This window comes from Sediminibacillus sp. JSM 1682029, assembly GCF_041366435.1.
In the GTDB taxonomy this organism is placed as follows: domain Bacteria; phylum Bacillota; class Bacilli; order Bacillales; family Amphibacillaceae; genus Sediminibacillus; species Sediminibacillus terrae.
This window is the reverse complement of record NZ_JBEWYY010000002.1, coordinates 238,053-263,658: the sequence shown is the minus strand read 5'-3', so window position 1 is coordinate 263,658 and position 25,606 is coordinate 238,053. Positions and strand designations below refer to the sequence as shown.

25 protein-coding genes and 1 other annotated feature are annotated in these 25,606 nt (G+C 43.0%); of the genes, 17 read left to right on the top strand and 8 right to left on the bottom strand.

Features of this window, described 5'->3' with window-relative positions:
• Positions 1-3 precede the first annotated feature (3 nt).
• The 14 genes from ABVF09_RS05200 to greA all read left to right on the top strand — a co-directional run bounded on the left by ABVF09_RS05200 (position 4) and on the right by greA (position 15,576).
• Positions 4-1,146 (top strand): cysteine desulfurase family protein, encoded by a 1,143-nt coding sequence (locus tag ABVF09_RS05200; RefSeq protein ID WP_026771136.1) that lies wholly within the window; start codon positions 4-6, stop codon positions 1,144-1,146.
• A gap of 47 nt (positions 1,147-1,193) precedes the next feature.
• Complete coding sequence (gene mnmA / locus ABVF09_RS05195) at positions 1,194-2,306, top strand: tRNA 2-thiouridine(34) synthase MnmA (protein WP_026569853.1); 1,113 nt, start codon at positions 1,194-1,196, stop codon at positions 2,304-2,306.
• Positions 2,307-3,324: 1,018 nt separating this feature from the next.
• Positions 3,325-3,999 carry a tetratricopeptide repeat protein gene (locus tag ABVF09_RS05190; protein WP_026569854.1) on the top strand — a complete coding sequence of 225 codons (675 nt, stop codon included), beginning with the start codon at positions 3,325-3,327 and terminating at the stop codon, positions 3,997-3,999.
• A 21-nt stretch (positions 4,000-4,020) separates the two neighbouring features.
• Positions 4,021-6,339 carry an SF1B family DNA helicase RecD2 gene (recD2, locus tag ABVF09_RS05185; RefSeq protein ID WP_371068788.1) on the top strand — a complete coding sequence of 773 codons (2,319 nt, stop codon included), beginning with the start codon at positions 4,021-4,023 and terminating at the stop codon, positions 6,337-6,339.
• Between the two features lie 70 nt (positions 6,340-6,409).
• Positions 6,410-6,598, top strand: a complete 189-nt coding sequence (locus ABVF09_RS05180) for a hypothetical protein (RefSeq protein ID WP_026569856.1) — start codon at positions 6,410-6,412, stop codon at positions 6,596-6,598.
• A 116-nt stretch (positions 6,599-6,714) separates the two neighbouring features.
• The gene (locus ABVF09_RS05175) at positions 6,715-7,782 is read left to right on the top strand and encodes an AI-2E family transporter (RefSeq protein WP_026569857.1); all 1,068 of its coding nucleotides are present in this window, start codon (positions 6,715-6,717) and stop codon (positions 7,780-7,782) included.
• A 65-nt stretch (positions 7,783-7,847) separates the two neighbouring features.
• Positions 7,848-8,055, top strand: a binding site (T-box leader).
• Between the two features lie 116 nt (positions 8,056-8,171).
• Positions 8,172-10,808, top strand: a complete 2,637-nt coding sequence (gene alaS, locus ABVF09_RS05170; RefSeq protein ID WP_026569859.1) for an alanine--tRNA ligase — start codon at positions 8,172-8,174, stop codon at positions 10,806-10,808.
• A gap of 93 nt (positions 10,809-10,901) precedes the next feature.
• On the top strand, positions 10,902-11,165 hold the full coding sequence (locus ABVF09_RS05165; RefSeq protein ID WP_026569860.1) for an IreB family regulatory phosphoprotein: 264 nt from the start codon (positions 10,902-10,904) through the stop codon (positions 11,163-11,165).
• A gap of 2 nt (positions 11,166-11,167) precedes the next feature.
• A complete protein-coding gene (gene ruvX, locus ABVF09_RS05160; protein WP_026569861.1) occupies positions 11,168-11,584 on the top strand; it encodes a Holliday junction resolvase RuvX in 417 nt (138 codons plus the stop codon).
• A gap of 26 nt (positions 11,585-11,610) precedes the next feature.
• Positions 11,611-11,895: a DUF1292 domain-containing protein gene (locus tag ABVF09_RS05155; RefSeq protein ID WP_026569862.1), complete on the top strand. Its 285-nt coding sequence runs from the start codon at positions 11,611-11,613 to the stop codon at positions 11,893-11,895.
• Positions 11,896-12,223: 328 nt separating this feature from the next.
• Positions 12,224-13,369 (top strand): endolytic transglycosylase MltG, encoded by a 1,146-nt coding sequence (mltG, locus tag ABVF09_RS05150; protein ID WP_026569863.1) that lies wholly within the window; start codon positions 12,224-12,226, stop codon positions 13,367-13,369.
• A gap of 140 nt (positions 13,370-13,509) precedes the next feature.
• Positions 13,510-14,145, top strand: coding sequence for an O-methyltransferase (locus ABVF09_RS05145; RefSeq protein WP_026569864.1), 636 nt, complete (start codon positions 13,510-13,512; stop codon positions 14,143-14,145).
• Positions 14,146-14,171: 26 nt separating this feature from the next.
• Positions 14,172-14,795 (top strand): uridine kinase, encoded by a 624-nt coding sequence (udk, locus tag ABVF09_RS05140; RefSeq protein WP_026569865.1) that lies wholly within the window; start codon positions 14,172-14,174, stop codon positions 14,793-14,795.
• A gap of 304 nt (positions 14,796-15,099) precedes the next feature.
• The gene (gene greA / locus ABVF09_RS05135) at positions 15,100-15,576 is read left to right on the top strand and encodes a transcription elongation factor GreA (RefSeq protein WP_026569866.1); all 477 of its coding nucleotides are present in this window, start codon (positions 15,100-15,102) and stop codon (positions 15,574-15,576) included.
• A gap of 512 nt (positions 15,577-16,088) precedes the next feature.
• Here greA and ABVF09_RS05130 read toward each other — a convergent pair.
• Positions 16,089-16,334, bottom strand: a complete 246-nt coding sequence (locus tag ABVF09_RS05130) for a KTSC domain-containing protein (RefSeq protein ID WP_161993099.1) — start codon at positions 16,332-16,334, stop codon at positions 16,089-16,091.
• A gap of 181 nt (positions 16,335-16,515) precedes the next feature.
• Here ABVF09_RS05130 and ABVF09_RS05125 point away from each other — a divergent pair, with 181 nt between their 5' ends.
• From ABVF09_RS05125 to ABVF09_RS05115, 3 genes are all read left to right on the top strand, one after another.
• Positions 16,516-17,208: a DUF1510 family protein gene (locus ABVF09_RS05125; RefSeq protein WP_371068723.1), complete on the top strand. Its 693-nt coding sequence runs from the start codon at positions 16,516-16,518 to the stop codon at positions 17,206-17,208.
• A gap of 30 nt (positions 17,209-17,238) precedes the next feature.
• The gene (gene mtnN, locus ABVF09_RS05120) at positions 17,239-17,931 is read left to right on the top strand and encodes a 5'-methylthioadenosine/S-adenosylhomocysteine nucleosidase (RefSeq protein WP_371068722.1); all 693 of its coding nucleotides are present in this window, start codon (positions 17,239-17,241) and stop codon (positions 17,929-17,931) included.
• 92 nt (positions 17,932-18,023) lie between these two features.
• The gene (locus ABVF09_RS05115; RefSeq protein ID WP_026569869.1) at positions 18,024-18,263 is read left to right on the top strand and encodes a YrhC family protein; all 240 of its coding nucleotides are present in this window, start codon (positions 18,024-18,026) and stop codon (positions 18,261-18,263) included.
• A gap of 160 nt (positions 18,264-18,423) precedes the next feature.
• Here the strand turns inward: ABVF09_RS05115 and sigK are convergent, their stop codons facing one another.
• From sigK to ABVF09_RS05080, 7 genes are all read right to left on the bottom strand, one after another.
• Entirely contained in the window at positions 18,424-19,128 is a 705-nt protein-coding gene (gene sigK / locus ABVF09_RS05110; protein ID WP_026569870.1) for an RNA polymerase sporulation sigma factor SigK, read from the bottom strand.
• Positions 19,129-20,087: 959 nt separating this feature from the next.
• The gene (gene mnhG, locus ABVF09_RS05105; protein ID WP_026569871.1) at positions 20,088-20,471 is read right to left on the bottom strand and encodes a monovalent cation/H(+) antiporter subunit G; all 384 of its coding nucleotides are present in this window, start codon (positions 20,469-20,471) and stop codon (positions 20,088-20,090) included.
• Positions 20,452-20,673, bottom strand: a complete 222-nt coding sequence (locus ABVF09_RS05100; protein WP_371068787.1) for a monovalent cation/H+ antiporter complex subunit F — start codon at positions 20,671-20,673, stop codon at positions 20,452-20,454. Before ABVF09_RS05100 ends, mnhG begins: the two co-directional genes overlap by 20 nt.
• A gap of 85 nt (positions 20,674-20,758) precedes the next feature.
• Entirely contained in the window at positions 20,759-21,235 is a 477-nt protein-coding gene (locus tag ABVF09_RS05095; protein ID WP_026569873.1) for a Na+/H+ antiporter subunit E, read from the bottom strand.
• Between the two features lie 6 nt (positions 21,236-21,241).
• Positions 21,242-22,723 carry a Na+/H+ antiporter subunit D gene (locus ABVF09_RS05090; protein ID WP_026569874.1) on the bottom strand — a complete coding sequence of 494 codons (1,482 nt, stop codon included), beginning with the start codon at positions 22,721-22,723 and terminating at the stop codon, positions 21,242-21,244.
• Positions 22,716-23,054 (bottom strand): Na(+)/H(+) antiporter subunit C, encoded by a 339-nt coding sequence (locus ABVF09_RS05085; protein ID WP_371068721.1) that lies wholly within the window; start codon positions 23,052-23,054, stop codon positions 22,716-22,718. The genes ABVF09_RS05090 and ABVF09_RS05085 overlap by 8 nt, the downstream gene beginning before the upstream one ends.
• A 1-nt stretch (position 23,055) precedes the next feature.
• Entirely contained in the window at positions 23,056-25,386 is a 2,331-nt protein-coding gene (locus tag ABVF09_RS05080; protein ID WP_371068720.1) for a Na+/H+ antiporter subunit A, read from the bottom strand.
• Positions 25,387-25,606 lie beyond the last annotated feature (220 nt).

The following is a 25,606-nucleotide window of genomic DNA, read 5'->3' as shown; positions in this document are numbered from 1 at the left end:
AAAATGGAACCAATTTATTTAGATCATGCAGCAACGACACCGGTGCATCCAGAAGTGACGAAAGCCATGCTCCCGGTTTTGCAAGAAGTGTTCGGAAATCCTTCCAGCGTACATCATTTTGGTCGAAAGGCGAGACAGATAATCGATGAAGCTCGGCGGATCATAGCCGGAAGTATCCATGCGAATGAAAAAGAAATCGTGTTTACGAGCGGTGGGACAGAAGCAGATAATCTTGCTGTTGTCGGAACAGCCATGGCTAACCGGGATCGGGGCATGCATGTGATTACCACACAAATCGAACACCATGCCACACTGCATGCTGCCGAATACTTGGAAAAACAAGGTTTTGAAATCACTTATCTTCCTGTCGGTTCAGAAGGAAAGGTATCGGTGGAAGAACTGGAGTCCGCATTGAGAGATGATACGGTTTTAGTGTCGATCATGGCAGTAAATAATGAGACAGGGATGGTACAGCCAATTAAGGAAATGGGCAAGGTTTTGAAGGGACATCCTGCCTATTTTCATACAGACGCGGTTCAGGCATACGGACTGATGGATATAAATGTCGATGACTGGAACGTCGATTTGCTGACTGCTTCTTCCCACAAAATCAACGGACCCAAGGCTGGCGGATTTCTTTATATGCGGGAAGGTGTACAGGTTTCAGCCCTGCAATACGGTGGACAGCAGGAAAGGAAACGCAGACCGGGAACGGAAAATGTATCCGGCATAAAAGGGTTTCAGCGGGCGGTTGAGTTGGCTGTGGAGAACCGCTCTGAGCGACAACAAAAATACGCCGATTTCAAACAGACATTTCTTCAAAAATTAAGACAGGAAAATGTTCAGTTTGTTGTAAACGGGATAGAAACGGAAACAGTTCCCGCTATTGTCAACATCAGCTTTCCTGGGACGAACGTGGAGGCTCTCCTCACGAACTTCGACTTATCAGGTGTTGCGGCTTCCAGCGGGAGCGCCTGTACAGCTGGTTCTATCGAGCCTTCTCATGTATTGTCGGCAATGTTCGGCAAAGGAGATGACCGTACGATCAACTCGATACGATTCAGTTTCGGTCTTGCCAATACCAAAGATAATGTAGAAGAAGCAGCTGGACGGGTCGCTTCGATTGTCAATCGTCTGGCGGAATGATTTATTAATAAAGTAAAAGTAACTAATGAACAAGGCGGGTGAACAGCATGAAAGATAAGAAAGATACACGGGTGGTCGTCGGGATGAGCGGAGGTGTCGATTCTTCCGTGGCAGCTTTGCTTCTAAAAGAGCAAGGTTATGACGTTGTCGGCATTTTTATGAAGAATTGGGATGACACTGATGAAAACGGCGTATGCACGGCTACAGAAGATTTCGATGATGTCGTGAGAGTGTGCAACCAATTGGAAATACCCTACTATGCGGTGAATTTCGAAAAACAATATTGGGATAAAGTGTTTACCTATTTTTTGGATGAATACAAAGCTGGACGGACGCCGAATCCAGATGTTATGTGTAACAAAGAGATAAAATTCAAGGCGTTTCTTGATCATGCTTTGTCGTTAGGAGCAGATTATCTTGCGACGGGGCATTATGCCCAAGTCCGCGAAGTGGATGGAGAATACCAAATGCTCCGTGGTGTGGACGATAACAAAGATCAAACTTATTTCTTGAATCAGCTTTCTCAATCTGTCTTATCCAAAGTCATGTTCCCCTTGGGGCATTTACCGAAAAAGGAAGTGCGCAGAATTGCGGGCGAACATGATTTGGCCACTGCTAATAAAAAGGACAGCACTGGAATTTGTTTTATCGGCGAAAGAAATTTCAAGGAGTTTTTGAGTGAATACCTGCCTGCACAGCCGGGTAAAATGAAGACCTTGAACGGAGTGGAAAAAGGCAGACATGAAGGGCTTATGTATTACACAATCGGTCAAAGACAAGGTCTGGGCATAGGCGGTTCCGGCGATCCGTGGTTTGTCGTCGGGAAAAACCTTGAAGAAAATATTCTTTACGTGGAACAAGGATTTCATAATCACAGGTTGTACTCTGACGGTTTGATAGCTACAGACCTTAATTGGATAAACGAAGAAAAATTGATTGAACCGATGGAATGCACTGCGAAATTCCGTTATCGTCAACAGGATAGCAAAGTGACGGTAAGACCTCTCGGCGATGATAAGGTGCGTGTGGAATTTCATGATGCACAGCGTGCAATCACGCCGGGTCAGGCTGTCGTGTTTTATGACGGTGACGTTTGTTTAGGCGGAGGGACTATTGATGAAGTCCTTAAAGATGAGAAGTATCTCGACTATGTTGGCTGACCGTTTTATCTAAACCCCTTGTCCAAAGAGACAAGGGGTTTTTCAAAGTTCGATCAAGGGGTTGGCGGGACAATCAATTTTCATTAGACTAGAGGTAAGAGATTAAGCTGTGCTTTTGCTGCTCGCCAAATGATTTGGTTTTAAAATATTTCTTATGATGAGACACAAAAATAATGAACTGCGCCGTAACTTTAATGGGAAGTGTCATTGCCTATTCAAAAAGGGTGTTACCCACCGCTTCGGTAGCATACTTCGCTTTCCGCGGGCACGGCTTCAGCTAACTTGGTAAAGAAAAGCGCTTTACCAAGTGGATCTTCAGCTCGCGCTGTTCCCGCTGGAGTCTACGCATGCTACCTACGCTAAGAAGCATGGTGTTATCGCAAACCTAGAGACTATTTCTTTGAGTCCCAACAAGCCGTCTTATTAATGTTTGTCAGGAAATAGGTGCTTCTTTTCATAAATAGAAAGTTGGAGTTCCATTTATTATCCTGTTCTTGGACTTTCTGCTTGTTATCCTAGCTCTGTCTTTTGATAATACGGTTCATAGAGGACCATGAATAAAAAATGTCTAGTACACGCATTTTTAAACAGAAAGCTGTTCCTAGCGAAGAAAATACCCGAAGACTCCTCGAAAATACAAAACCATTTTCTTCGTGCGATGCATCGCTGCCGCAGCCTTCCTTGTCCCGCGGGAGGAAAGGCCTCGGTGAGATCCCGCAGAGCGTCAGCTCGAGGAAGCTCACCAGCCGCCCGCGGAAAGCGCAGGGTATTTTCGCAGCGCAGCACTTCCTCTCATTGAATATAGGTAGGTTAGGAAGACGTACACAAACAATGTCACTGTTTCTATCAACTGGGACAAAAAATGCTTTTCTTCGTCCTAAATCAAGAGCGCATGGGTCTTGTTTATATAGCTGCAGAAGAGCCGATAGTCAACTGTTTAGGAAAAACAATGAAAACTTGTAAGAATGTATAGTAACGGCAGGGTATAAGACGGGTGAAAATAAATTGAGGTGAAAAGATGGATAAAATCAGTAAAGGGATAGAAAAAATGCAAGAACAGGATCTACAGGAAGCAGCAAGATTGTTCAATGAAGCCATTGAGGAAAATCCGGAAGATCCCGTAGGATTCATCAATTTTGGCAACTTGCTGCTTCATATGAATGACTACCAGCGAGCTGAAAAATTTTATCATAAAGCGATCGAACTCGATCCGAATGCGGCTACAGCTTACTTTGGTTTGGGAAATGCCGCTTTTGAACAGGAAGACTATCCGGCTGCACAGCAATATTTTCAAAAGGCAGTCAATTCAGGGCTTGAAGAAGGAGATGTCTATATGATGCTGGCAATGTCCTTGCAGCATCAGGACCATCAAAAGCTTTCTCTTCCTTATTTTCAGCGTGCCATTGAATTGAACCCGAAAGATGAGTCAGCTTTATTCCAGTATGGACTGGCTTTAGCACAGACCAATCAAATTCAGCTGGCCCAAAAAACTTTTTTCAAAGTCCTTGAAATTAACGAGGAACACAGCGATGCACTCTATAATATCGGGGTAAGTTATTTATATGAAGAGGATGCTGATCGGGCTTACGAGTTTTTTGACAAAGCACTGCATTACCAGCCTGATCATTTGCTTGCTGCAAACGGAAAAAAAAGCATTGATGAAATGCTGAGCCAGGATAATCAGGAACAGTAAAAAGGAGCAATCAAGATGGCAATGGAAGATAATAGCGGACAGCTACAACAGAATAGCTATGTGAAAGGAGAGCTTATCCATCATATTTTTATCAATGAGGAGGAGCACTTTTCCATTGCCAGAATCAAGGTTCTAGATACCAATGAATCTTTCAAAGAAAAAGATTTGGTTGTGAAAGGATATTTCTCCCGTCTGAATGAAGGAGAAACTTATGTTTTCCAAGGCACTTTTGAACATCACAAAAAGTTCGGTCTGCAATATGAAGTGAATCAATTCAAACGATTTATCCCGGAAACGGAAGATGGATTGGTTGCTTACTTATCCAGTGATTTGTTTTATGGAATCGGTAAGAAAACAGCTCAGCGGATTGTCGAGGAATTGGGAGAAACTGCCGTCAGCAAGATACTGAAAGATCCAGGTGTCCTGGATTCGATACCAGGTCTTGCAAAGGAAAAAGCGGAACAGCTTTCAAAGGAATTGGCTGAACACCAGGGATTCGAACACATTGTCGTCCATTTATCCAACTATGGTTTCGGCCTGAAAATGGCACAAAAAATCTATCAAGCCTACAAAGATGAAGCGATTTCGATACTTGAGAGAGATCCGTACCAATATGTTTTTGACATAGAAGGATTCGGATTTCAGCGAGCTGACGAAGTGGCACATCAAAATCACATTCCGATGGACCATCCTAGTCGTATTCAAGCAGCCTGCATATATACGTTACAGCAAAGTATCCAGGAAGGGCACGTATATCTGCCATTGGAAAAACATCTTGAAGTTGCCGATGAATTGTTGCAAGGAGAGCAATATCAGATTGAACCGGAAGCAATCACTTCTCAAATTGCAGACTTGAATAAGCAGAAAAAGATAATCGTGGTTGATTCCAGGGTTTACTTGCCATCATTGTATTATTCAGAAAGCGGTTTTTGTACCAACATCGACCGCATCATTGGTCAATCAATCACCGAACTGCCGGCAGATGCAGAGCTGCTAAAAATTGTCGGAAGCATCGAGGAAGAAGAGTCTCTCAGTTATGGAAAGGAACAATACCAGGCGATCGAAAAAGCAATCGGTTCGAAATTGATGGTGTTGACAGGTGGTCCGGGGACTGGAAAGACAACGGTTATTAAAGGAATAATCAACGCCTATGCAGAAATCCACGGCCTATCACTTGATCCGGATGATTATGACAATGATGCAGCCTATCCGTTTATATTGACGGCTCCAACCGGAAGGGCGGCAAAGCGGATGAAAGAATCTACAGGTCTTCCTGCAATGACGATTCATCGACTGCTAGGATGGAATGGTCACGAGACATTTGAAAGAAATGAAGACAATCGTTTGGAAGGAAAACTGCTGGTCATCGATGAGTTTTCCATGGTGGATATCTGGCTGGCACATCAATTGTTCAAAGCAATTCCAAATGATATGCAAGTGCTGATTGTGGGGGACGAAGACCAATTGCCATCGGTGGGGCCTGGACAGGTATTGGCCGATTTATTGAAAAGCGGTCTTGTCCCTTTCGTACAACTGAGTGAAGTATATCGGCAAAAAGAAGGTTCGAAGATCATCCAGCTTGCTCATGAAATAAAAAACAATCAATGCAGTGCAGACTCGCTCCGGCAAGATTCCGATTTTAACTTTATCGAATGTCCGGAATATCAAGTGGTGGATGTGATCATTCAGATTGTCAAAAGAGCTCATGACAAAGGGGTCGACTTGAGAGATTTGCAAGTGCTCGCACCCATGTATCGCTCCAAGGCGGGGATTCATCGCATTAATGAAGAGATACAGAAACTGATCAACCCAAAAACAAATCAACGTAGAGAAATCCGGACAAAAGATGTCACATTCCGGACCGGCGACAAAGTGATCCAACTGGTAAATCAGCCGGAAGATGGTGTCTTTAACGGGGATATCGGAGAAATATCGGCGATTTTCGAGGAAGACGAAGGAAGCGGTCAGTCTGAAGAAGTGGTCGTGGCCTTTGAAGAAAAAGAGGTAGTTTATGAACGAAAAGACCTGGCAAATATAATGCACGCTTACTGTACTTCCATACACAAATCCCAGGGAAGCGAATTTCCGATTGTCATCATTCCGGTCATACAAGGTTACCGAAGAATGTTACGCAAGAATTTGCTGTATACCGCCGTCACGAGATGCAAGAAATCGTTGATTTTGTGCGGCAATAAGCAGGCATTTATTCACGGAGTGAATGAACAGGACACGAATCGGCGGTTTACTTCATTGGAAGAACAGCTTCGTGAGCTAATAGAGAATGTACCCAAACCGGAAGAGGATGTGGAAGAAGAAGTTTCGCCTTACGATTTTCTATAAATTTCATGTATAAAACAGCATAAACCGGGCATGCTTTAGGACAACTTATGATTGGCGAGGAGGGTCCTGGATGCATTGCCCTAACTGTAAAGGTAAAAACATTGGGAAAATAGGAAACCAGCAATTTTATTGCTGGGATTGTTTCATAGAGCTGTCTCTGTTAGGAGAAGTACTTGATCTTCATCAGGTGGAACAGGACGGTTCTTTGAGTTCGTTGAATGACCTTTTTAGCGAGGATGAAAGAAAAGCAAGTTGGTAGAATATCCAGGCAGCGACCAGTGATTGATAAAATCTTCTCTCCCGGGAAAACTAGACGTAGATCGTTTTGATTAACCTTGATCGTTAGGTCTTTTTACCGGGAAGGAGGAATATTGCTTGTTCCATCCTAATAAATCAATTCGCTTTTTATATTGGATTTCAGCGGGAATATTGGCATTTTTGTTTATGTATCTATTATGGAAACTGCTGCCACTGTATCAGTCGGTTTTGACTGTACTTCTCCATATATTGACTCCTTTCATTATTTCTGCTTTAATTGCTTATTTGCTGCATCCGATTATTGAAAAGCTTCATCAATATAATTTCCCGCGTTGGTTTGCCATCATCGGTATTTATCTCGTGTTTTTTGGACTTTCAGGTTATCTTCTATACAAAGCTTTTCCTGTCTTGCTCCATCAACTACGGGATTTGAACGCCAATTTGCCGACGTTTATGGAACAATACCGCAGTGCCATCTATGGACTGTATGAACGGACGGCATACTTACCGGAATCCGTACATGATCGGATGGATCTTCTTTTTTACCGGGTCGAAGAGTTTATCGGCCGCTTGCTTACCAGTGTAGTCGAACAGGCAGCCAAGTTAATGGACATCGTCATACTGGCAGCTGTGATTCCTGTCCTAGTATTTTATATGCTGAAAGATTTTGAATTGATCAGGAAGGTGGTCAGCAGGCTGACCCCTGAGAAATACCGCGATGATGGAAGGAAACTCTGTATCGAAATAGACAAGAGTCTTGGAAGTTACGTCAGGGGACAGCTGCTTGTCTGCCTGTTTGTTAGTTTGACCACTTATGGATTGTTGTGGTTGATCGGCATGCGATATCCGCTTCTCTTGGCAGTGATCATGGGAGTGACAAATATCATTCCTTACTTCGGACCGATTCTGGGTGCTGTTCCGGCAGTAGTGATCGCTTTCACCATCTCTTATAAAATGGTGGTTTACGTAGTGATTTCCGTGTTTATCGTTCAGATCATCGAAGGGAACTTGCTATCCCCTTTCATTGTCGGCAAAAGCATCGATATCCATCCGATATTGATTATATTCGCTTTGCTTGCTGGAGGAGAGGTGGGAGGCATCATCGGCATGATACTGGCTGTCCCGCTTCTAACTGTCTTAAAAGTGATACTGTATCACATCCGTCGTTTTCGGGCGGCTGATTGATTGACATAGCAAAGAATTTTTTTTATACTTTGATACAAGTAGACGAAGGTCAATAAAAGGAATGCTATAATGCGTTGAAGATCCCGAGTACATGGTGTACCATCCGATCAGAGAGGAATTTCCAGGCTGAAAAAATTCCCGGTCAGGACCATGGAAGCTAGATCCGAGTGCGGATTCATCTCCGCCGGCATGCACCGTTACAAGCAACTAGAGGTGATGGATCGTTGTATCCATAATCAGGGTGGTACCGCGAACAGAGCTCTCGTCCCTGCTTTCAGGCAGGAACGGGGGCTTTTTTTGCCTTATCGGGAAGTACATCCTGCTTTTGAAAAAGGGGGCAATAAGCATTCCTTTGTAAAATAAGTCAAAGTAAATGGAGGTAAAAACCTATGAAGCATTTAACTTCAGCAGAGGTTCGGCAGATGTATTTAGATTTCTTTAAAGAGAAAGGGCACCGGGTGGAACCAAGTGCTTCCTTAGTGCCTAAAGAAGACCCGACACTGCTTTGGATAAACAGTGGTGTGGCAACGTTGAAAAAATACTTTGATGGAAGAGTGATTCCAGATAATCCCCGATTGGTCAACGCCCAGAAAGCGATTCGGACAAATGACATCGAAAATGTGGGAAAGACAGCACGTCATCACACTTTCTTTGAAATGTTGGGGAACTTTTCGATTGGTGATTATTTTAAAGAAGAAGCGATTGAATGGGCTTGGGAGTTTCTTACCAGTAGTGATTGGATAGGTTTCGAAAAAGATAAACTATCTGTCACCGTGCATCCAGAAGATGACGAAGCTTTCCGGATTTGGCGGGATAAAATCGGACTTCCCGAAGAGAGGATAATCCGTCTGGAGGAAAACTTTTGGGATATCGGTGAAGGGCCGAGCGGGCCGAACACGGAAATATTCTACGACCGAGGCGAAAAATACGGCAATGACCCAGAGGACCCGGAACTGTATCCAGGTGGAGAAAATGAACGCTATCTGGAAATCTGGAACTTGGTTTTTTCTCAATTTAATCATAATCCTGATCACACTTATACGCCGCTTCCAAAGAAAAACATCGATACTGGAATGGGCTTGGAACGGATGGTGTGTGTCATCCAGGATACCCCGACTAATTTTGAAACCGATTTGTTCATGCCGCTGATAAAACGTGCCGAACAACTGGCTGGTGTGAACTATGGGGATACAGAAACAGGCGACGTAGCATTCAAAGTGATTGCCGACCATATCCGCACGGTAACATTTGCTGTCAGCGACGGCGCACTTCCTTCGAATGAAGGACGTGGTTATGTATTGAGAAGACTTTTGCGGCGGGCGGTCCGTTACGCCAAACAGATCGGAATCGATCGACCGTTCATGTACCAGCTGGTGGAATCGGTCAGTGATATCATGGGAGAATTTTATGAAGAGGTTCGGAAGAAAAAGTCTTTTATTGAGAATGTGGTGAAGACAGAAGAGGAACGGTTCCATGAAACCTTAAGTGAAGGTTTGGCAATTTTATCGGAAATTATGGAAAAAGAAAAACAAAAGGGAAGTAATGTCTTTCCTGGTGAAGAGGTATTCCGTTTGTACGATACCTATGGTTTTCCGAAGGAACTCACCGATGAATATATAAGCGAAGCGGGTTTCACCATGGATGAGGAAGGATTCGAACAGGAGATGGACAAACAGCGGGAAAGGGCCCGTCAAGCCAGGCAAAAGGTTGATTCCATGCATGTCCAGGAAGGCGTTGCCGGTGAAGTGGAAGTAGAAAGCACGTTTACCGGTTATGAAGAGCTGGAAGCGCAAACCACTGTTTTGGCAATCATTAAAGACAAACAGCTGGTTGATACAGTGGAAGCAGGGGAAGAGGCTTATCTTTTCTTGAAAGAAACTCCTTTCTATGCGGAAAGCGGCGGGCAGGTTGCCGACAGAGGATGGATTCATACCGATCAAGCTACCCTTTCTGTAGAAGATGTTCAGAAAGCTCCACAGGGACAGAACCTGCACCGTGTCCTGGTGAAGGAAGGCCGATTGCAAAAAGGAGACCAGGTAAAGGCTACGGTCGATCAACAATCCCGTTCGGAAATCGTCAAAAACCATACAGCAACCCATTTGCTGCACCAGGCACTGAAAGATGTGTTAGGAGAACATGTCAATCAAGCCGGATCATTGGTGACAACAGACAGACTTCGGTTTGATTTTTCACATTTCGGTTCTATATCGCGAGAGGAACTGGACCGTGTCGAACAACTTGTCAATGAAAAAATATGGGAATCTGTACAGGTTGCAATTGATTATCATCCAATTGAAGAAGCCAAGAACATGGGAGCCATGGCCTTATTCGGAGAAAAGTACGGCGATATCGTACGTGTTGTCCAGGTCGGCGACTACAGCATTGAATTATGCGGAGGCTGCCATGTCGTGAACACTGCAGAAATCGGGTTGTTCAAGGTAACGGCGGAGTCGGGGATCGGTGCTGGAACCCGAAGGATTGAAGCCAGCACTGGAAAAGCAGCTTATCAGTATTTAAACGATAGACAGACGGTGTTGAGGAAGGCAGCAGATATGCTCAAGACAACTCCAGAGAATGTGCCGGAACGAATTGACGTCCTGTTTAATGACATGAAGGAACTTCAAAGAGAAAAGGAATCTTTAAGTGCCAAGCTTTCCAATTTGGAAGCATCTTCGGTACTGGATCATATTCAAGAAGTCGACGGAGTGAAGCTTTTGGCCCGGCAGGTTGATGTCCAGGATATGAACCAGCTGCGCAATATGGTCGACGAGCTCAAACAAAAGGCAGGTTCTGGTATTATCCTGTTGGGTGCGGTTTCCGACGGAAAAGTCCAACTTGCGGCAGGAGTTTCGAAGGATCTTGTTGAACAAGGTTATCATGCAGGGAAATTGATCAAAGAAACGGCCCAGCGCTGTGGCGGAGGCGGAGGCGGACGTCCGGATATGGCACAAGCGGGTGGCAAAAATCCTGACCAGCTTCCAGAGGCACTACAATACGCTGAAACGTACATCAAGGAAAACTCCTAGTTTTTCTTGTACACTATTTAGGTATATAATGGTGTGTAACGAATTGTGGTCGATTGTCAATATACGTTAAAATTTGAAATCGGGGGTAAACTAATGGGATCTATGGATAAAACAATGAAATTTAATTTTCCCGAAGAACCATTCGAAGAAAATGTGAAAGAAGTGCTCTTAACCGTGCATGAAGCTTTGCGGGAAAAAGGTTATAATCCAATCAATCAAATTGTCGGGTACTTGTTGTCCGGTGATCCGGCGTATATTCCCCGGCACAAAGATGCAAGGAACCTAATTAGAAAAATAGAACGGGATGAGTTGATTGAAGAACTGGTCAAGTCCTATTTGAACAACCATAAGGAGTAGTAATGAAAAAAATTGGTTTTGATGTTGGCGAAAAAACAATCGGAGTTGCTGTCAGTGATGCCCTTGGCTGGACAGCCCAGGGTATCACGACCATTAAATGGGATGAAAAGGATTATTCGACAGCAGATTCCGAAATAGAAAGAATTATCTCTGAATATAATATTGAAGAAGCAGTAGTCGGCCTGCCTAAAAATATGAACGGAACAATCGGGGAGCGGGGAGAAGCTTCTCAAGCGTTTGCCAAGTATCTCGAGGACCGCTTTTCACTCCGGACCGTTTTATGGGATGAAAGGTTGACTACCATGGCTGCGGAGCGGGTTCTTTTAGAAGCCGATATGAGCCGCAAAAAGCGAAAAAAGGTAATTGATAAAATGGCTGCCGTCATGATTTTGCAAGGTTATCTGGACGCTAACAAATGAACGAATAACTTACGGAGGTGCAGAAAATGGCATTAGAAGAAAAAGAAAGAATTATCATTCCTGACGAAAATGGAGAAGAGCATCTATTTGAAGTACTGTTCACCTTTGATGTAGACCAGACAGACAGTTCTTATATTGCTGTCGTTCCTGCTGAACAGAAAGACGACGATGAAGTCGAGGTGTTTGCCTTCCGCTATGAAGAAAAATCCCAGGATGAAGATGACTTGTCTTTATTTCAAATCGAGTCAGAGGAAGAATGGGAAATGGTCGAGGAAATGCTTAATACCCTGACGGAAGAAGAAACAGAATAAGCATTCGCATTGGATGAATGAAGAGCCTATTATCGATCTCAACCGATAATAGGCTTTTTTTAACTGTCAGGGAACTTAGGCTCTCAAAGTAGGTGCGGTGTCTCTGTGATGATGTGGAATATGGAGGCGGGGAGGCTCGGGTATTTGCCTGTGGAATGGAAATTTCACTACAACACACCCTCTTTGTGGATTAACACACGGGTCCTTGGTTACTCGGTTTAGCGGATGATCGGGACCGTGTAATCCTTGAAAACGGGAACAAAATACATAATAATTAGAAATGTTGTCGTTGTTTGTAGTATAATGTATCCGGTGAAGGGGGTTTCGTATGTCTACTTCTGATAAAGAGACAAAGTTTTCCGTACGTTGGAAACAGCGAATGGAAGAAGCAAGCACCGTCAGGAAAATCGTCGCTATAGTCTTGTCCTGTTTACTATTGATAATGGTAATCGGCTCTATTGCCGGATATTTATACGTTAAGTCTGCCATGGAACCTGTAGATCCGGATGATGATACGACCACAGATGTAGAAATACCGTTAGGTTCTTCTACTTCCCAAATCGCCGGGATTCTAGAAGAAAATGGCATCATCAGCAACAGCCTTGTATTCCGCTTTTATATAAAATTCAACAATGTAGCAGAATTTCAAGCCGGAGAATACGAGTTCTCGCCGTCGATGAGCTTTGACCAGATTGTGGAGTCATTGCAGACAGGTACGCTTGTCAAGGATCCTATTCTGACAATCACCATACCAGAAGGAAAAACAATTGAAGAAATAGCTTCTATTTATGCTGAAAAAGCAGGCATAGATCCAGACGCATTTATTTCCAAAACAGAAGATGCCGAATACTTAGAAAACCTGATTGCTCAACATCCAATGCTATTGTCGGAGGAGATATTGGATCCGGAAATAAGATATCCATTGGAAGGCTACTTATTTGCTGCTACCTACGACTTTTACGTAGAAAATCCTACACCGGAAAAGATTATCGACAAAATGCTGCGAAAGACAGAAAACGTTTTGACGCCATATATGGATTCCATTTCAGCCAACGATAATATTGGATCTGTTCATGAAGCACTGACAATGGCATCTCTAGTGGAAAAAGAGGCGCAAACGGAGAAAGATCGAAAGATGATAGCAGGAGTGTTTTTCAACCGGATGGCTGAAGATATGAGGCTACAGACTGATCCGACCGTGCTTTACGCCTTGGGGGAACACAAATCAAGAGTGTTGTTCGAAGACCTTGAGGTCGAATCGCCATATAATACCTATCAAGTATCCGGACTGCCGATAGGACCGATTTCAAACTTCGGTGAAAATTCACTACAGTCGGTTCTCAATCCGGAGGATACCGATTATATGTACTTCGTTGCGGCAGAAGATGGGACGATTTATTACTCGGAAACCTTTGAAGAACACCAGCAGCTGACGCAAAAATATTTACACAGGGAAGCAGCAGGGAACGAATGAAAAATTCGCATTCCCTGCTTTTTTTGTGTTAAAATAATATGGTTGTAAAAAATGTTGAAAGATTTAATAAGCATTTTTTGAAGAATCTTATTTATAAAAAGTTGTATTTTGACATAAGGAAAACGACGGAGGTTGCAAAAGTGGACGATCAGTTGGAGCAATATTTAACAGGAACTGTCCCAGCCGTACCAAAATGGGCTGCAGAACTTGAGACATATGCACATGAGCATCGCATACCAATAATGGAACCGCTAGGCATCCAGTTGTTGATGCAATTGATCCGTATTCATAAGCCTGATAAAATACTTGAAATCGGGACGGCTATCGGTTACTCTGCGCTCAGAATGCTGGAAGCTCACCCTGCGGCGCACATTACGACAATCGAGAGGGATGACCAGCGATATCAGGAAGCAATAAATAATATTGAAGCTCGAAATCAACAAAATCAGATCCAGGCGTTTTTTGGAGATGCATTGGAAGAAGTTGAACGGGTAGAAAAGAACGGGCCCTATGATCTGCTTTTTATTGATGCAGCCAAGGGTCAGTATCAGCGTTTTTTTGAAATTTACAGCAAGCAGTTGAACGAGGATGCGATCATCGTTTCTGATAACGTATTATTCAGAGGACTGGTTGCTGCAGAATCAGATCAAAAGGACAGGCTCAACAAGATTGCAGGGAAAATACGCACTTATAACGAATGGCTTGTCAATCATCCCGACTATTATACAACGATTATTCCGGTTGGAGACGGAATCGCTGTCAGTGTTAGAAGATGAAAGGAAAAAAAGGAGAGCTAGGTAGCATGTCGAACAAACCAGTAGTAATTGGCGTTGCAGGGGGAAGCGGTTCTGGAAAAACCTCTGTAACGAGATCAATCAGCCAGCGTTTTACAGATAAGACCATATTGGTCATTGAACAGGATTATTACTATAAAGATCAAAGTCATCTTCCCTATGAAGAACGTTTGAGCACCAACTATGACCATCCATTGGCTTTCGATAACGATTTATTGATAGAACATGTGAACACACTGCTGGAACAGAAACCTGTCAACAAACCTGTTTATGACTATACTCGTCATACCCGCTCAGAGGAAGTGATACGTGTCGAGCCCAAAGATGTGATTATTTTAGAAGGAATTTTGATTTTGGAAGATCAACGCCTGCTCGATTTAATGGATATTAAAGTATTTGTTGATACGGATGCAGACGTTAGAATTATCAGGCGGTTGCTTCGGGATATCAAGGAACGCGGGCGCACCATCGATTCTGTTATTGACCAATACATCAATGTAGTCCGTCCCATGCATCTGCAGTTTGTCGAACCGACAAAACGATATGCAGACATCATTATCCCGGAGGGTGGACAAAACCATGTAGCTATTGATTTGATGGCTACTAAAATACAAACCATTCTGAACCGGTAAAATTTTCCGTCCATAAGTAAAAACTATTGAAAAATTAGATAAAATCTGCCATAGTATTGGATATAGTCAAAACTGAAAACGGGAACAAAACCTTGAGCGCACGATTGTGCTGCTCATTTTTATAAAAGGACAAGGTTTTGTCCCGCCCCGATTACCAAGTTGGTGACCAGCAATGTGAACCTTCACCCATTTCATTTATCATGTTTTTGTTGTATATTATATAAACTATATATACCTTGGATAAAAGAAGACTTGGAATGATCGGGAATTTGATATTATTGTTGGAATCAAAGGAGTGTGTCAAATGGCCGCAGAAAAAAGTTTTTATATGACCAATGAGGGCAAGCAGAAATTAGAAGATGAACTGGAATACCTTAAAACGGAAAAAAGACAGGAAGTTGTGGAAAGAATAAAAATAGCCAGAGGATTCGGAGATCTATCCGAGAACTCGGAGTACGATGCTGCCAAGGATGAGCAGGCTTTTGTAGAATCCCGTATCGCTACGGTGGAAAACATGATTCGGAATGCCGTAATCATCGAAAACGATAATGAAAACCCTAACGTAGTCAATTTAGGAAAATCTGTTACATTTAAAGAGCTTCCTGATGGTGACGAGGAAAGTTATCAAATTGTCGGCAGTGCGGAAGCAGATCCGTTCGAAGGGAAAATTTCGAACGATTCACCAATTGCAAAATCACTGATAGGACGTGAAATAGGCGAAAAGGTAACCGTCCCGACACCTGGTGGAGATATGGAAGTTGAAATCCTTAGCGTTGATTAAGGCTGAGAATGTGATAGAAACAAAAACAAAGTAATCGAAGAAAAACCGTGCGATGTTGCGAATGCCTAAGCATTCGATTTCGTTCGGTTTTTTCTTGTTATGGTTAGTTGGACCAAAAAATCCGGCTCTATACTGCATGCGGCGCGATTAAGCAAGCGGTAAAAAAGACGTTATAGAGAGAAATAGCGTAGAACAGAGGAACTAAGCGACACTCCTGCGGAATAAATAGCTATTTTTTGGAGTGATCCTTTCAATAAAGAGAGGGGGGAGTGAAAAACCACCCCACCACATTTGACAGAGAACCAAAATTCTTTGGTTCTACCTGAAGACGGTGGATCACTTACACATATCACCTGTAGGAGAATACATGTTGTTCATCCTTCCTATCCAAACAAACCACTCTTCAGTGGAGAAAACTGCTGATGAGTGGTTTGGATAGCTCTAAAACTCTGTCATTGTTGAATTTATTTAAGTCGATAAGAACGGAGTCCATATCCTTATAAAGAACTTGTTCACCGCAACTCTGAAAGTTCTGTTCTATGCTTGCAAGGATAGTAAGGAAGAAACACTTTTTTGATAAAATCCTCCTTTTTCAGGGAAATCAGGAACTCGAAGACGACCAACTCTTCCACTTCAGCAAATTGAACCTCTGTGCCATCAAAAAAGAAAATGGAAAACAGATTGTGTTCTTTATCATAACCGACTTCATTGAAGGTGGTTATCCCCCAAAGCTGCTGATCGAACTTGGTAATTTTCAATAGCATCATCCCCTTCTGAACTCGCTGTTTTATTAGTTAGATGTTTATGCAAGGACTCCTTCCTATATGCCAAAAGTAGAAGAAGTTCGACAAAAATAATCCGGCGCCCAGTTTAGAATGATTTTGTCCAATTCAAAATACCATAGTATAATAGCAGATAGATGGAAAAGGAGGTACTTTCATGTCAGACGATTTTCATTCACCATCAAGGGTGAATCGTTTTGAGAAAAGAAGAAAAAGCACAAAAGCGATAACTTTCCTTTTGATTGCCGGAGGAATACTGATCCTTGTTTTGATTGGTTTTTTTCTGTTCGGCGGTGGGGATGAAGATAATTCCGCAAACAACAATGAAAACCAAGAAGCTTCACCTGAGGAAGAAAATGATTCTACTACCGAAGCGGATGAGAATGGAAACAGCGAAAATGAAAATGCGCCGGAAGTCGAAGAGCCTGACTCGGACGTAACCGAAGAAGAAGGTAGCGATACGAATGGAAATGAGACGGAGCAAGAAGCAGAAAAAGAAACAGTTGACTCGAGCGGAGACAGTAATGTAAAAGAGGCTTACACTGCTGATTGGAAACCGGTGGGTACTGACCAGCAAGGAACCCATGAGACAACGTTCGAAAAAGGCACCGAGGACTGGGAAGAAATGATGGAAGCCATCGAATTGGCGACGGATTTGCCAAGCAGTGATCGAATTGTCTGGTGGGTCGAAAGAGGAAGTGCCCAACAACAAGTTATTGCGACCGTTTCTGACAGTGACGAGACGGAAACATACCGGACGTACCTTACCTGGGTGGATAACGAGGGCTGGAAACCAACCAAGGTGGAAGTGTTAAAAGAAAATGATCAAAAATACCGTTTTGAACAATGATCAGACCAAGTTTACAGGAGGAATCAGACTATGACGATTGCCATTATCGGAGCAATGGATGAAGAAGTGCAAATCTTGAAGGATAAAATGGACGTCCTCGATACCGTTAAAGTAGCAGGGTGTACGTTTGTGAAGGGTACCCTCGAAAACCGTGAAGTCGTTTTACTTCAATCGGGAATAGGAAAAGTAAATGCCGCGATGGCTGCGACAATTTTGCACGAAAGATTTGCGCCCTCCCATGTAATCAATACTGGATCAGCAGGTGGGTTTGATGAGGAACTGGAAGTAGGGGATCTCGTCATTTCAACTTCCGTCACCCACCATGATGTCGATGTTACAGCGTTCGATTATGAGTATGGGCAGGTTCCAGGAATGCCACCTAAATATGAGGCGGACGAACGATTGGTAGAATTAGCGCTGCAGGCAGCAAATGGATTGAACGATCTTCAGGCGAAAAAAGGATTGATTGCTACCAGTGACTCCTTCATGCAAGATGAAGAACGTGTAGCATTTGCGAGGGGGAAATTTCCTGAAATGATTGCGGCAGAAATGGAAGCAGCTGCGATAGCCCAAGTTTCATACAATTATCAGGTTCCTTTTGTAGTCATTCGCGCCTTATCGGACATTGCAGGAAAGGAATCCTCCGTGTCTTTTGATGCTTTTTTAGAGAAAGCAGCTGCAAATGCGGCAAATTTGATCATCGAGATAGTAGAAAACATTTGAGTTTTTCCATGAATTACCTTCCTGGCAAACTGTAATTCTATGTTATAGTACAAATAGAATCGCTTTGCTTGAATAGGAAGGAGGAAAAACTTATGAAGCAACAGGAAGCTAAAATTATCGAGGAGCGGATTGAAGATTTTGGCCGTTTCTTGGTAACACTGTTGATGCTTAGTGCTTTTTTCTATTTAGGGATGATTATCAATTATTATCTAGAGCCGATGAATAGGGGCGGTCTTTTGCCGGCGATATTGGTAGTTACCGTAGCCTCGGCTGGATGGATTGCTGTTTTGCTGAAAAAATGGCAACGACAGTTAAATAGTTTAATGGAATAATACAAACCGCATGGTATTTGACGACTTGAAGGTCATGGAACGCCATGCGGTTTTTTCATGCATTATGAAAGCTTTCTACATCGAAAGCTGCTTTTTCGCTCTGGGAAAGAAAGTCTTTATCTATGCAGAAGGACGATATGTTTTAACATCCTTTTGAGTATCAGGTTCCTCTTTCCTGGCGGTAATACTCATGAAAAACCTTCATTAGGGCACGTTTTTCGATTCTTGAAACATAACTGCGGGAAATTTTCAGCTTTTTGGCAATTTCGCGCTGTGTTAATTCTTTGGTATTATTAAGCCCGTAACGGTTGATGACTACTTCTTTTTCTCTTTCATCCAGTATGCCAAGATACTCTTTGATTTTTTCCACTTCCATGTTTAATTGGATGTATTCTATTAAATCTTCGTTTTCTGCTTCTAAAATATCAATCAAACTGATTTCGTTTCCCTCTTTGTCTTGGCCGATGGGATCATGGAGAGAAACATCTTTTTTGGTTTTCTTCAACGCCCGTAAATGCATAAGTATTTCGTTTTCAATACATCTTGCCGCATAAGTGGCCAACTTTGTTCCTTTTCCGACTGAAAAGCTTTCAATTCCTTTGATCAATCCGATTGTCCCGATCGAAATCAAATCTTCCGTATCTTCTCCGGTATTTTCAAATTTTTTCACTATGTGCGCGACCAAGCGTAAATTATGTTCGATCAACATATCCCTGGCGTGCTGGTCGCCTTCTTGCATCTTTTCAATATATAATGCTTCTTCTTTTGCGGAAAGGGGCTGGGGAAAAGCATGATTTTTAACATAGGATACAAAGAACAGTGTTTCTTTGATGAGATATGCCAACGCACTTAATATACCCGACAAAAACAAGCACCTCCGTCAGAGTGGGCTATAGCCTATATCTTCACTCTATGTGCGGTGAAGGGAAATTGTGCCTGTCTGCCGGTGAAACATTTATTAATCTGCTTCTGAGTCCATGCAGGGTAAAAAGAGGGTATTCTCAAACATGCTCCCAAAGCAATTCAGGGGCATGTTTATCTAATATGCAGTTAAGCGACATCGTTCTACAGGAAAATTCATGGAATAACCCTGCAATGAAAAAGCGAAGAGTGACTACTGCACAATAGCTATAAACTGCGAACTAACTATAAAGGAAAATTCCATTGCCTATTCAAAAAGTGTGTTACCCACCGCTTCGGTAGCATACTTCGCTTTCCGCGGGCACGGCTTCAGCTAACTTGGTAAAGAAAAGCGCTTTACCAAGTGGATCTTCAGCTCGCGCTGTTCCCGCAGGAGTCTGCGTATGCTACCTGCGCTAAGGAGGAGGCTGATTAAAGAAAGCGTAGACTTTTTCCTTGGAGGAAATGTGTACTTCTTTTCATAAAAGACAGTTGTAATTCCCGTCTTTTCTCCTGTTCTTGGACTTTCTGCTTGTTTTCCTACTATGTCTTTTGATGATACGGTGCATGGAGTATTATGAATAAAAAATTTTGAGTACACGCGTTTCTAAACAGAAAGCTGTTCCTAGCGAAGAAAATACCCGGAGACTCCTGCGGGAAGAAAGGCCTCGGGGAGATCCCGCAGAGCGTCGCTCGAGGAAGCTCACCAGCCGCCCGCGGAAAGCGCATGGTATTTTCGCAGCGCCGAACTCCCACTCAGCGAATGTAAGAAGTAAGAAAGACAAATTCTAACCATGTCGTAGTTTCTATTTATGGCGAATCAGGAGAACGAGGCTTTGTTGGAAATTGGGTAAACGAAAAAATCATCAGCATCTTATTTACTGCTGATGATTTCTTCATAACTTTGAGTATTTTGTCTTTACACTATTTCATATGATCTGGATTTTCTTTTGCTCTGATTGCTTCTGTATAATCATCTCGTACTTTGTCACCCCAGGGAATTACGCCGCTGCGGTGGGCCGCCCTGGAAATCATATGACCTGATACCGGAACAGTCAAAAGTACAAACAACAAACCTAAGATCAACTTTCCGCTTAATATGTCATGTTCGACATATAGAAACAGGAAAGCTCCAATCATGATTCCGGCTATACCCAGGGTGGATGCTTTTGTAGCTGCATGCATCCTTGTATAGACATCAGGGAAGCGCAGCAACCCGATGGATGTTGAAAAAATGAAGAATGTACCAACCAGCAGGCATACCGAAATCAGAATATCCATGAAGATATCAACGCTCGTCCCTGTCAATGATAACACCCTTTTCTATGAATTTTGCTAATGCAATCGTTCCTATAAACAATAAAATACCAATCAACAATACAATATCATTCAATTTTGTGGTGACAAGCAATATGGCAATCAAACCTACCAGAGCCATTAAATTGATCCCAATCGCGTCCAGTGCTACCGCCCGATCTGGATTTGTCGGTCCTTTAATCGCGCGGATCATTAAAAGAATCAGGGAAATGGAGGTTGCAACTAAACATATATACGTGACAATCTCTGTAATATAGTAAAAATCAGTTGATGTCATATTATCTGGTCACCTCCATTATCGCTTTTTCGAAGCTGTCCTTGATTTCCTGAATGGATTCCTGGGTATCGTCTATATGCATCGCATGAATGTAAATCAAACTGTTATCGTCCGAAACAGCTATCGACAGGGTTCCTGGAGTGAGGGAAATCAGATTTGCAAGCAGCGTGATTTCCCAATCACTTTTCAGTTCTGTCGGCAATGCGAAGATACCCGGTGTGATGTCGAGTTTTGGTTTGTAAACCAGCTTGACGATCTGCAGGTTGGAAAGAATCAGCTCTTTAGTAAACAAAAGCATCAACCTTATCACTTTAACCACGCGTTTCATATAAAAAGCGTCAGGGATAAAGCGCTGCAAGACCAGCAAAAGCAGGATACCGATCAAATACCCTCCAAAAAATGTCGAGAATGTGTAGCTTTCACTCATGAACATCCACATTACCGCGATCAAAATGTTTAATAAAATCTGAAAAGGCATATAGGTTTACTCCTTAAAAACAGAATCGATATAAATTTCCGGATTCATTAATTGATTCGAGATATCATCAACGACCGGGTAAAACATTTCCGCTCCGATTCCGAGCAATACGGTGAAAAATACCAGGAAAGCGACCGGCCAAGTCAGTGCGGTGACGGTTTTTTTATCGATCGTGATGCTTTCATCTTTTTCTCCCCAGAACCCTCTGACAAATATTTTCATTATCGAATACAATATCAACAGGCTGGACAATAAACCAATAATAACAATGGCTATCTCTCCATCAGCAAAGCCGCCCTGCATGATCATTAATTTGCCAATGAACCCGCTGAATGGCGGGACTCCGGCCAGAACAAATGCAGATATGAACAACAGCCAGCCAAGAAGAGGCAATTGATGAATCAATCCCTTCATTTTTCGTAAATCCGGGGTGCCGACAACGTGGGCGACTGCACCCGCCAACAAAAATAAGGCGGCTTTGATAATCATGTCACTAATCATATAGTAAACTGATCCACTTAGCGCCGTTTGATTATAGATTCCGACACCCATCACCATGAAACCGACAGCAGGAATTATGTTGTATGCGATAACCAGTTTGATGTTATTCGTCGACAAAGCACCGATTGCCCCAAAAACCAACGTGAATCCCGCTATCCAAATAAATAGTTCATGTGTCACTTCCATCTTATGGACAAAGACTAACGTGAACATTCGGATGATCGAGTAAACGCCAACCTTTGTCAGTAGGGCCGCAAACATTGCAGATACGACCGGATTGGGAACCGTATAAGGCTTAGGCAGCCAATAATAGAGCGGGAACAATGCTGCTTTTGTCGCAAATACGAAAAACAGCAAGATACCGATTGTCGTCAAAATCCCCTGTTGCTCTACTTCTTGGACCCTTTCAGCCATTTGCGCCATATTGACAGTTCCTAAAACAGAGTAGAGAAAAGCGACGGTGGTGACAAAAACAATCGAAGAAAACAAATTCACCAGCACATACTTGATCGATTCACGAAGCTGTACTTTTTCTCCTCCTAAAGTGATCAAAGCATAGGAAGCCATCAAGAGGACTTCAAAAAAGACAAAAAGGTTAAACAAGTCACCAGTCAGGAATGCACCTGACACGCCAGTGATAAGAAGGAAGAAAAACGTGTAAAAGTAGAACTTTTCCTTCTGCTCTGTCAGGGAATGCGGTGCATAAAAAATGCAGGCCAGACCGATGATGTTGGTCGTCAAAACTAATGTGACCGCCAACAGGTCGGCGACTAGTACGATGCCATAAGGGGCTTCCCAGCCTCCAGTCTCCAATGTGACGGTACCGTTCTGCAATACATAATAAAAAACATATGCAGCGACGCCTGTACTAATCACAGACAGCAGTTTTGCTGCATGGCGTACGAACGGTGTTTTTGTATGAAAGAATGCTAACAAAATCCCGGAAACCAGCGGGATGATGATCGGAAGTACTGCTAAGTTACTCATCATGGTTACCCCTCAATTTTTCCATATTATCTGTACTGTTCTCTTGTGCCGCCCGGTAGGAAAGCACCAGCAGAAGACTGGTCAGACCGAAACTGATGACAATGGAGGTCAAAATCAAGGCCTGAGGAAGTGGATCTGCGTACTCACTTACTCCATATTCCAACACAGGCGGAGCCCCTCTTTTCAACTTTCCCATTGTAAGAATGAACAAGTGAGCTCCGTTGGAAAGAATAACGGTACCGATCACTATTCGAAGCAGCTGTTTTTGCAGCAAATTATAAATGCCTGCTGCAAATAAAATTCCGGCTACCACCGACATGATAATTTCCAATTTATTCTCCCTCCTTGCTGCGCAGCTTTATCAAGCTGTAAATGCTGAACGCGGCGATACCTAGGACAGTAATCTCAAACAATGTATCTAATCCACGCATGTCAACGAGAATCACATTTACTACGTTGTCTCCACCGCCTAAATCATGTGAAGTTTCCAGGAAGTAGTCGGAAATCGCAGTGAACCATTTGCTGCTGTGTGCCGATATGCCGATCAAAGTCATCAATGTACCAAAGCCTACTGCAATGACTGCATTTGTCAGCCGGAAGCCGGCACCTTCCGTCCTGCGGCTCAATTGTGGCAAATGATGGAAACATAACAACAGCAAAGCTACGGTAATCGTTTCAATTACCAATTGGGTCAACGCCAGGTCGGGTGCCCTGTAAAAGACGAACAACAGTGCCTGCCCATATCCTGATACGCCGAGAATGATAATGGCAGCTACATTGTTTTTGGCAAGAATGGTACCGACTGCACCAGCTATCACCATGATTCCCACAAGGATTTCCGGGATTGTGACAGGTGCCAGGTCGTCTGTTTTAAAGGTGAAACCATTCGTCCCGGCCATGACCAGTCCAGTCACAATGATAATAGTCGAAACAATCAGTGCAGTATATCTACGCAATGATCCATTCATATAACCTTTTGTCAATTTAGCGGTGTAGACATCCAATCCTTTCAAAATGCCATTATAAACCCTATTAAAGCTCAGACTGCCTGGAATGGCCCTGTATATACTCCACCACTTTTTCCGGAATAGATATAGCAGGGTACCAAAGGCTACAACAATCAAAGACATGTAGAATGCTGGTTTCAATCCGTGCCAGTACACGATATGTTCATGAGTGTCTTCCCCGCTGATTGCTTCGGCGGCATGGGCGAGAAATGTCTCATTGAACAGGTTTGGAAACAGGCCGATGAAGATAACCCCGAAGACAAGAATCGCAGGGGCAATCAGCATGCCAATCGGTGCCTCATGCGGTTTTTTTGGCAACTGCTCGAGTTTCTGTTTGCCGGTAAATGTGCCGAACAAGAAATACATTGAATAAACAAATGTAAAGATACTCCCAAACACTGCAAGATAAGGTATCGCCTGTTTTAAAAAGGAAGCTATCCACAATGTGGTATCTCCGATATGAAGGGAGTTTTCAAAAAATAATTCCTTACTGTAAAATCCATTGAGAAATGGAAGTGGCACACCTGCCATTGACAATGCCGCGAACAGGGCAAGTGTTGCAGAAATAGGCATCAATGTCATCAACCCGCCCAGTTTGCGTATATCCCGTGTTCCGGATTCGTGATCGATGATGCCGGCGATCATAAACAAACTTCCTTTGAAAGTGGCATGATTCAATATGTGAAAAACAGCAGCAAAAACAGCAGCCTCGGTGCCAAAACCAAGCATGGCCATGATCATACCTAACTGACTGACTGTCGAGAAAGCAAGAATGCCTTTCAAATCTGTCTGTCTGACAGCCATGTAAGAAGCCCAGCATAGTGTGATAATGCCGATTCCGCTTACCACAATGAAAAACCATTCATACCCGTGGAAGATTGGAGAGAATCGGGCGACCAGAAAAATGCCCGCTTTCACCATCGTAGCAGAGTGGAGATAAGCACTGACAGGGGTCGGTGCCTCCATGGCGTCCGGCAGCCAAATATGGAAAGGAAATTGAGCCGATTTGGTGAAAGCCCCCAGTAAAAGCAAGGTCATTATCAACGGCAGATAGTCACTCGAAAGAATCAAATCCACACTTCCGATCATCTGCTGTACACTTGTGACGCCAGTTATGACATGCAAAAGCATGAAGGCACCGAGCATGCTCAAACCTCCGAAGACGGTAATCAGCATTGATTTCATAGCCCCATACCTGGAGCATTCACGATGGTTCCAGTATCCAATCAATAAAAAGGATGAAATGGAAGTCAATTCCCAAAATGTATACAGAAGATACACATTATCGGATAATACGACTCCGAGCATTGCGGTCATGAATAGCAAAAGGTACACATAAAAGTGAGCCAGTTTTTCTGATTTATGTAAATAAAAGATGGAATAAAAGGTGACCAAGGCACCAATTCCACTGATCAAAAGCACAAATAATAAACTAAGCCCATCCAGATAAAAATCTAGCGAAATGCCCAAGGAAGGAATCCAAGGATAGCTTTCCAGTTCCGGAGAAAAACCTTCTCCAATAAACCGGACAAAAAAAATGAATATTCCTAGAGGTATAAAAAAGACAAATATTCCTGTGTGGACTTTATCTTTAAACTTACTCAAGAAAGGAATAAGAAGTGTCAAGACAAGTGGTAATAAAACTGCGAATAGCATGTATTAATGGTCCTCCTTTAGTTGATCTCATTCACAGGGGAAGGTTAATCATTTGATAGTTAAACTGATATCATGGCGGGATAAACGCATACTTATCTTTCATTTTAATCAGAACAAGGGGTAATATTCAACTAAATGCATTCAACGGCGGATGATGGGCAGACAAAAAGCATACATAATCTTATTTTAGCGAAAATAAAAAACCCCTGCCATGAGAAAA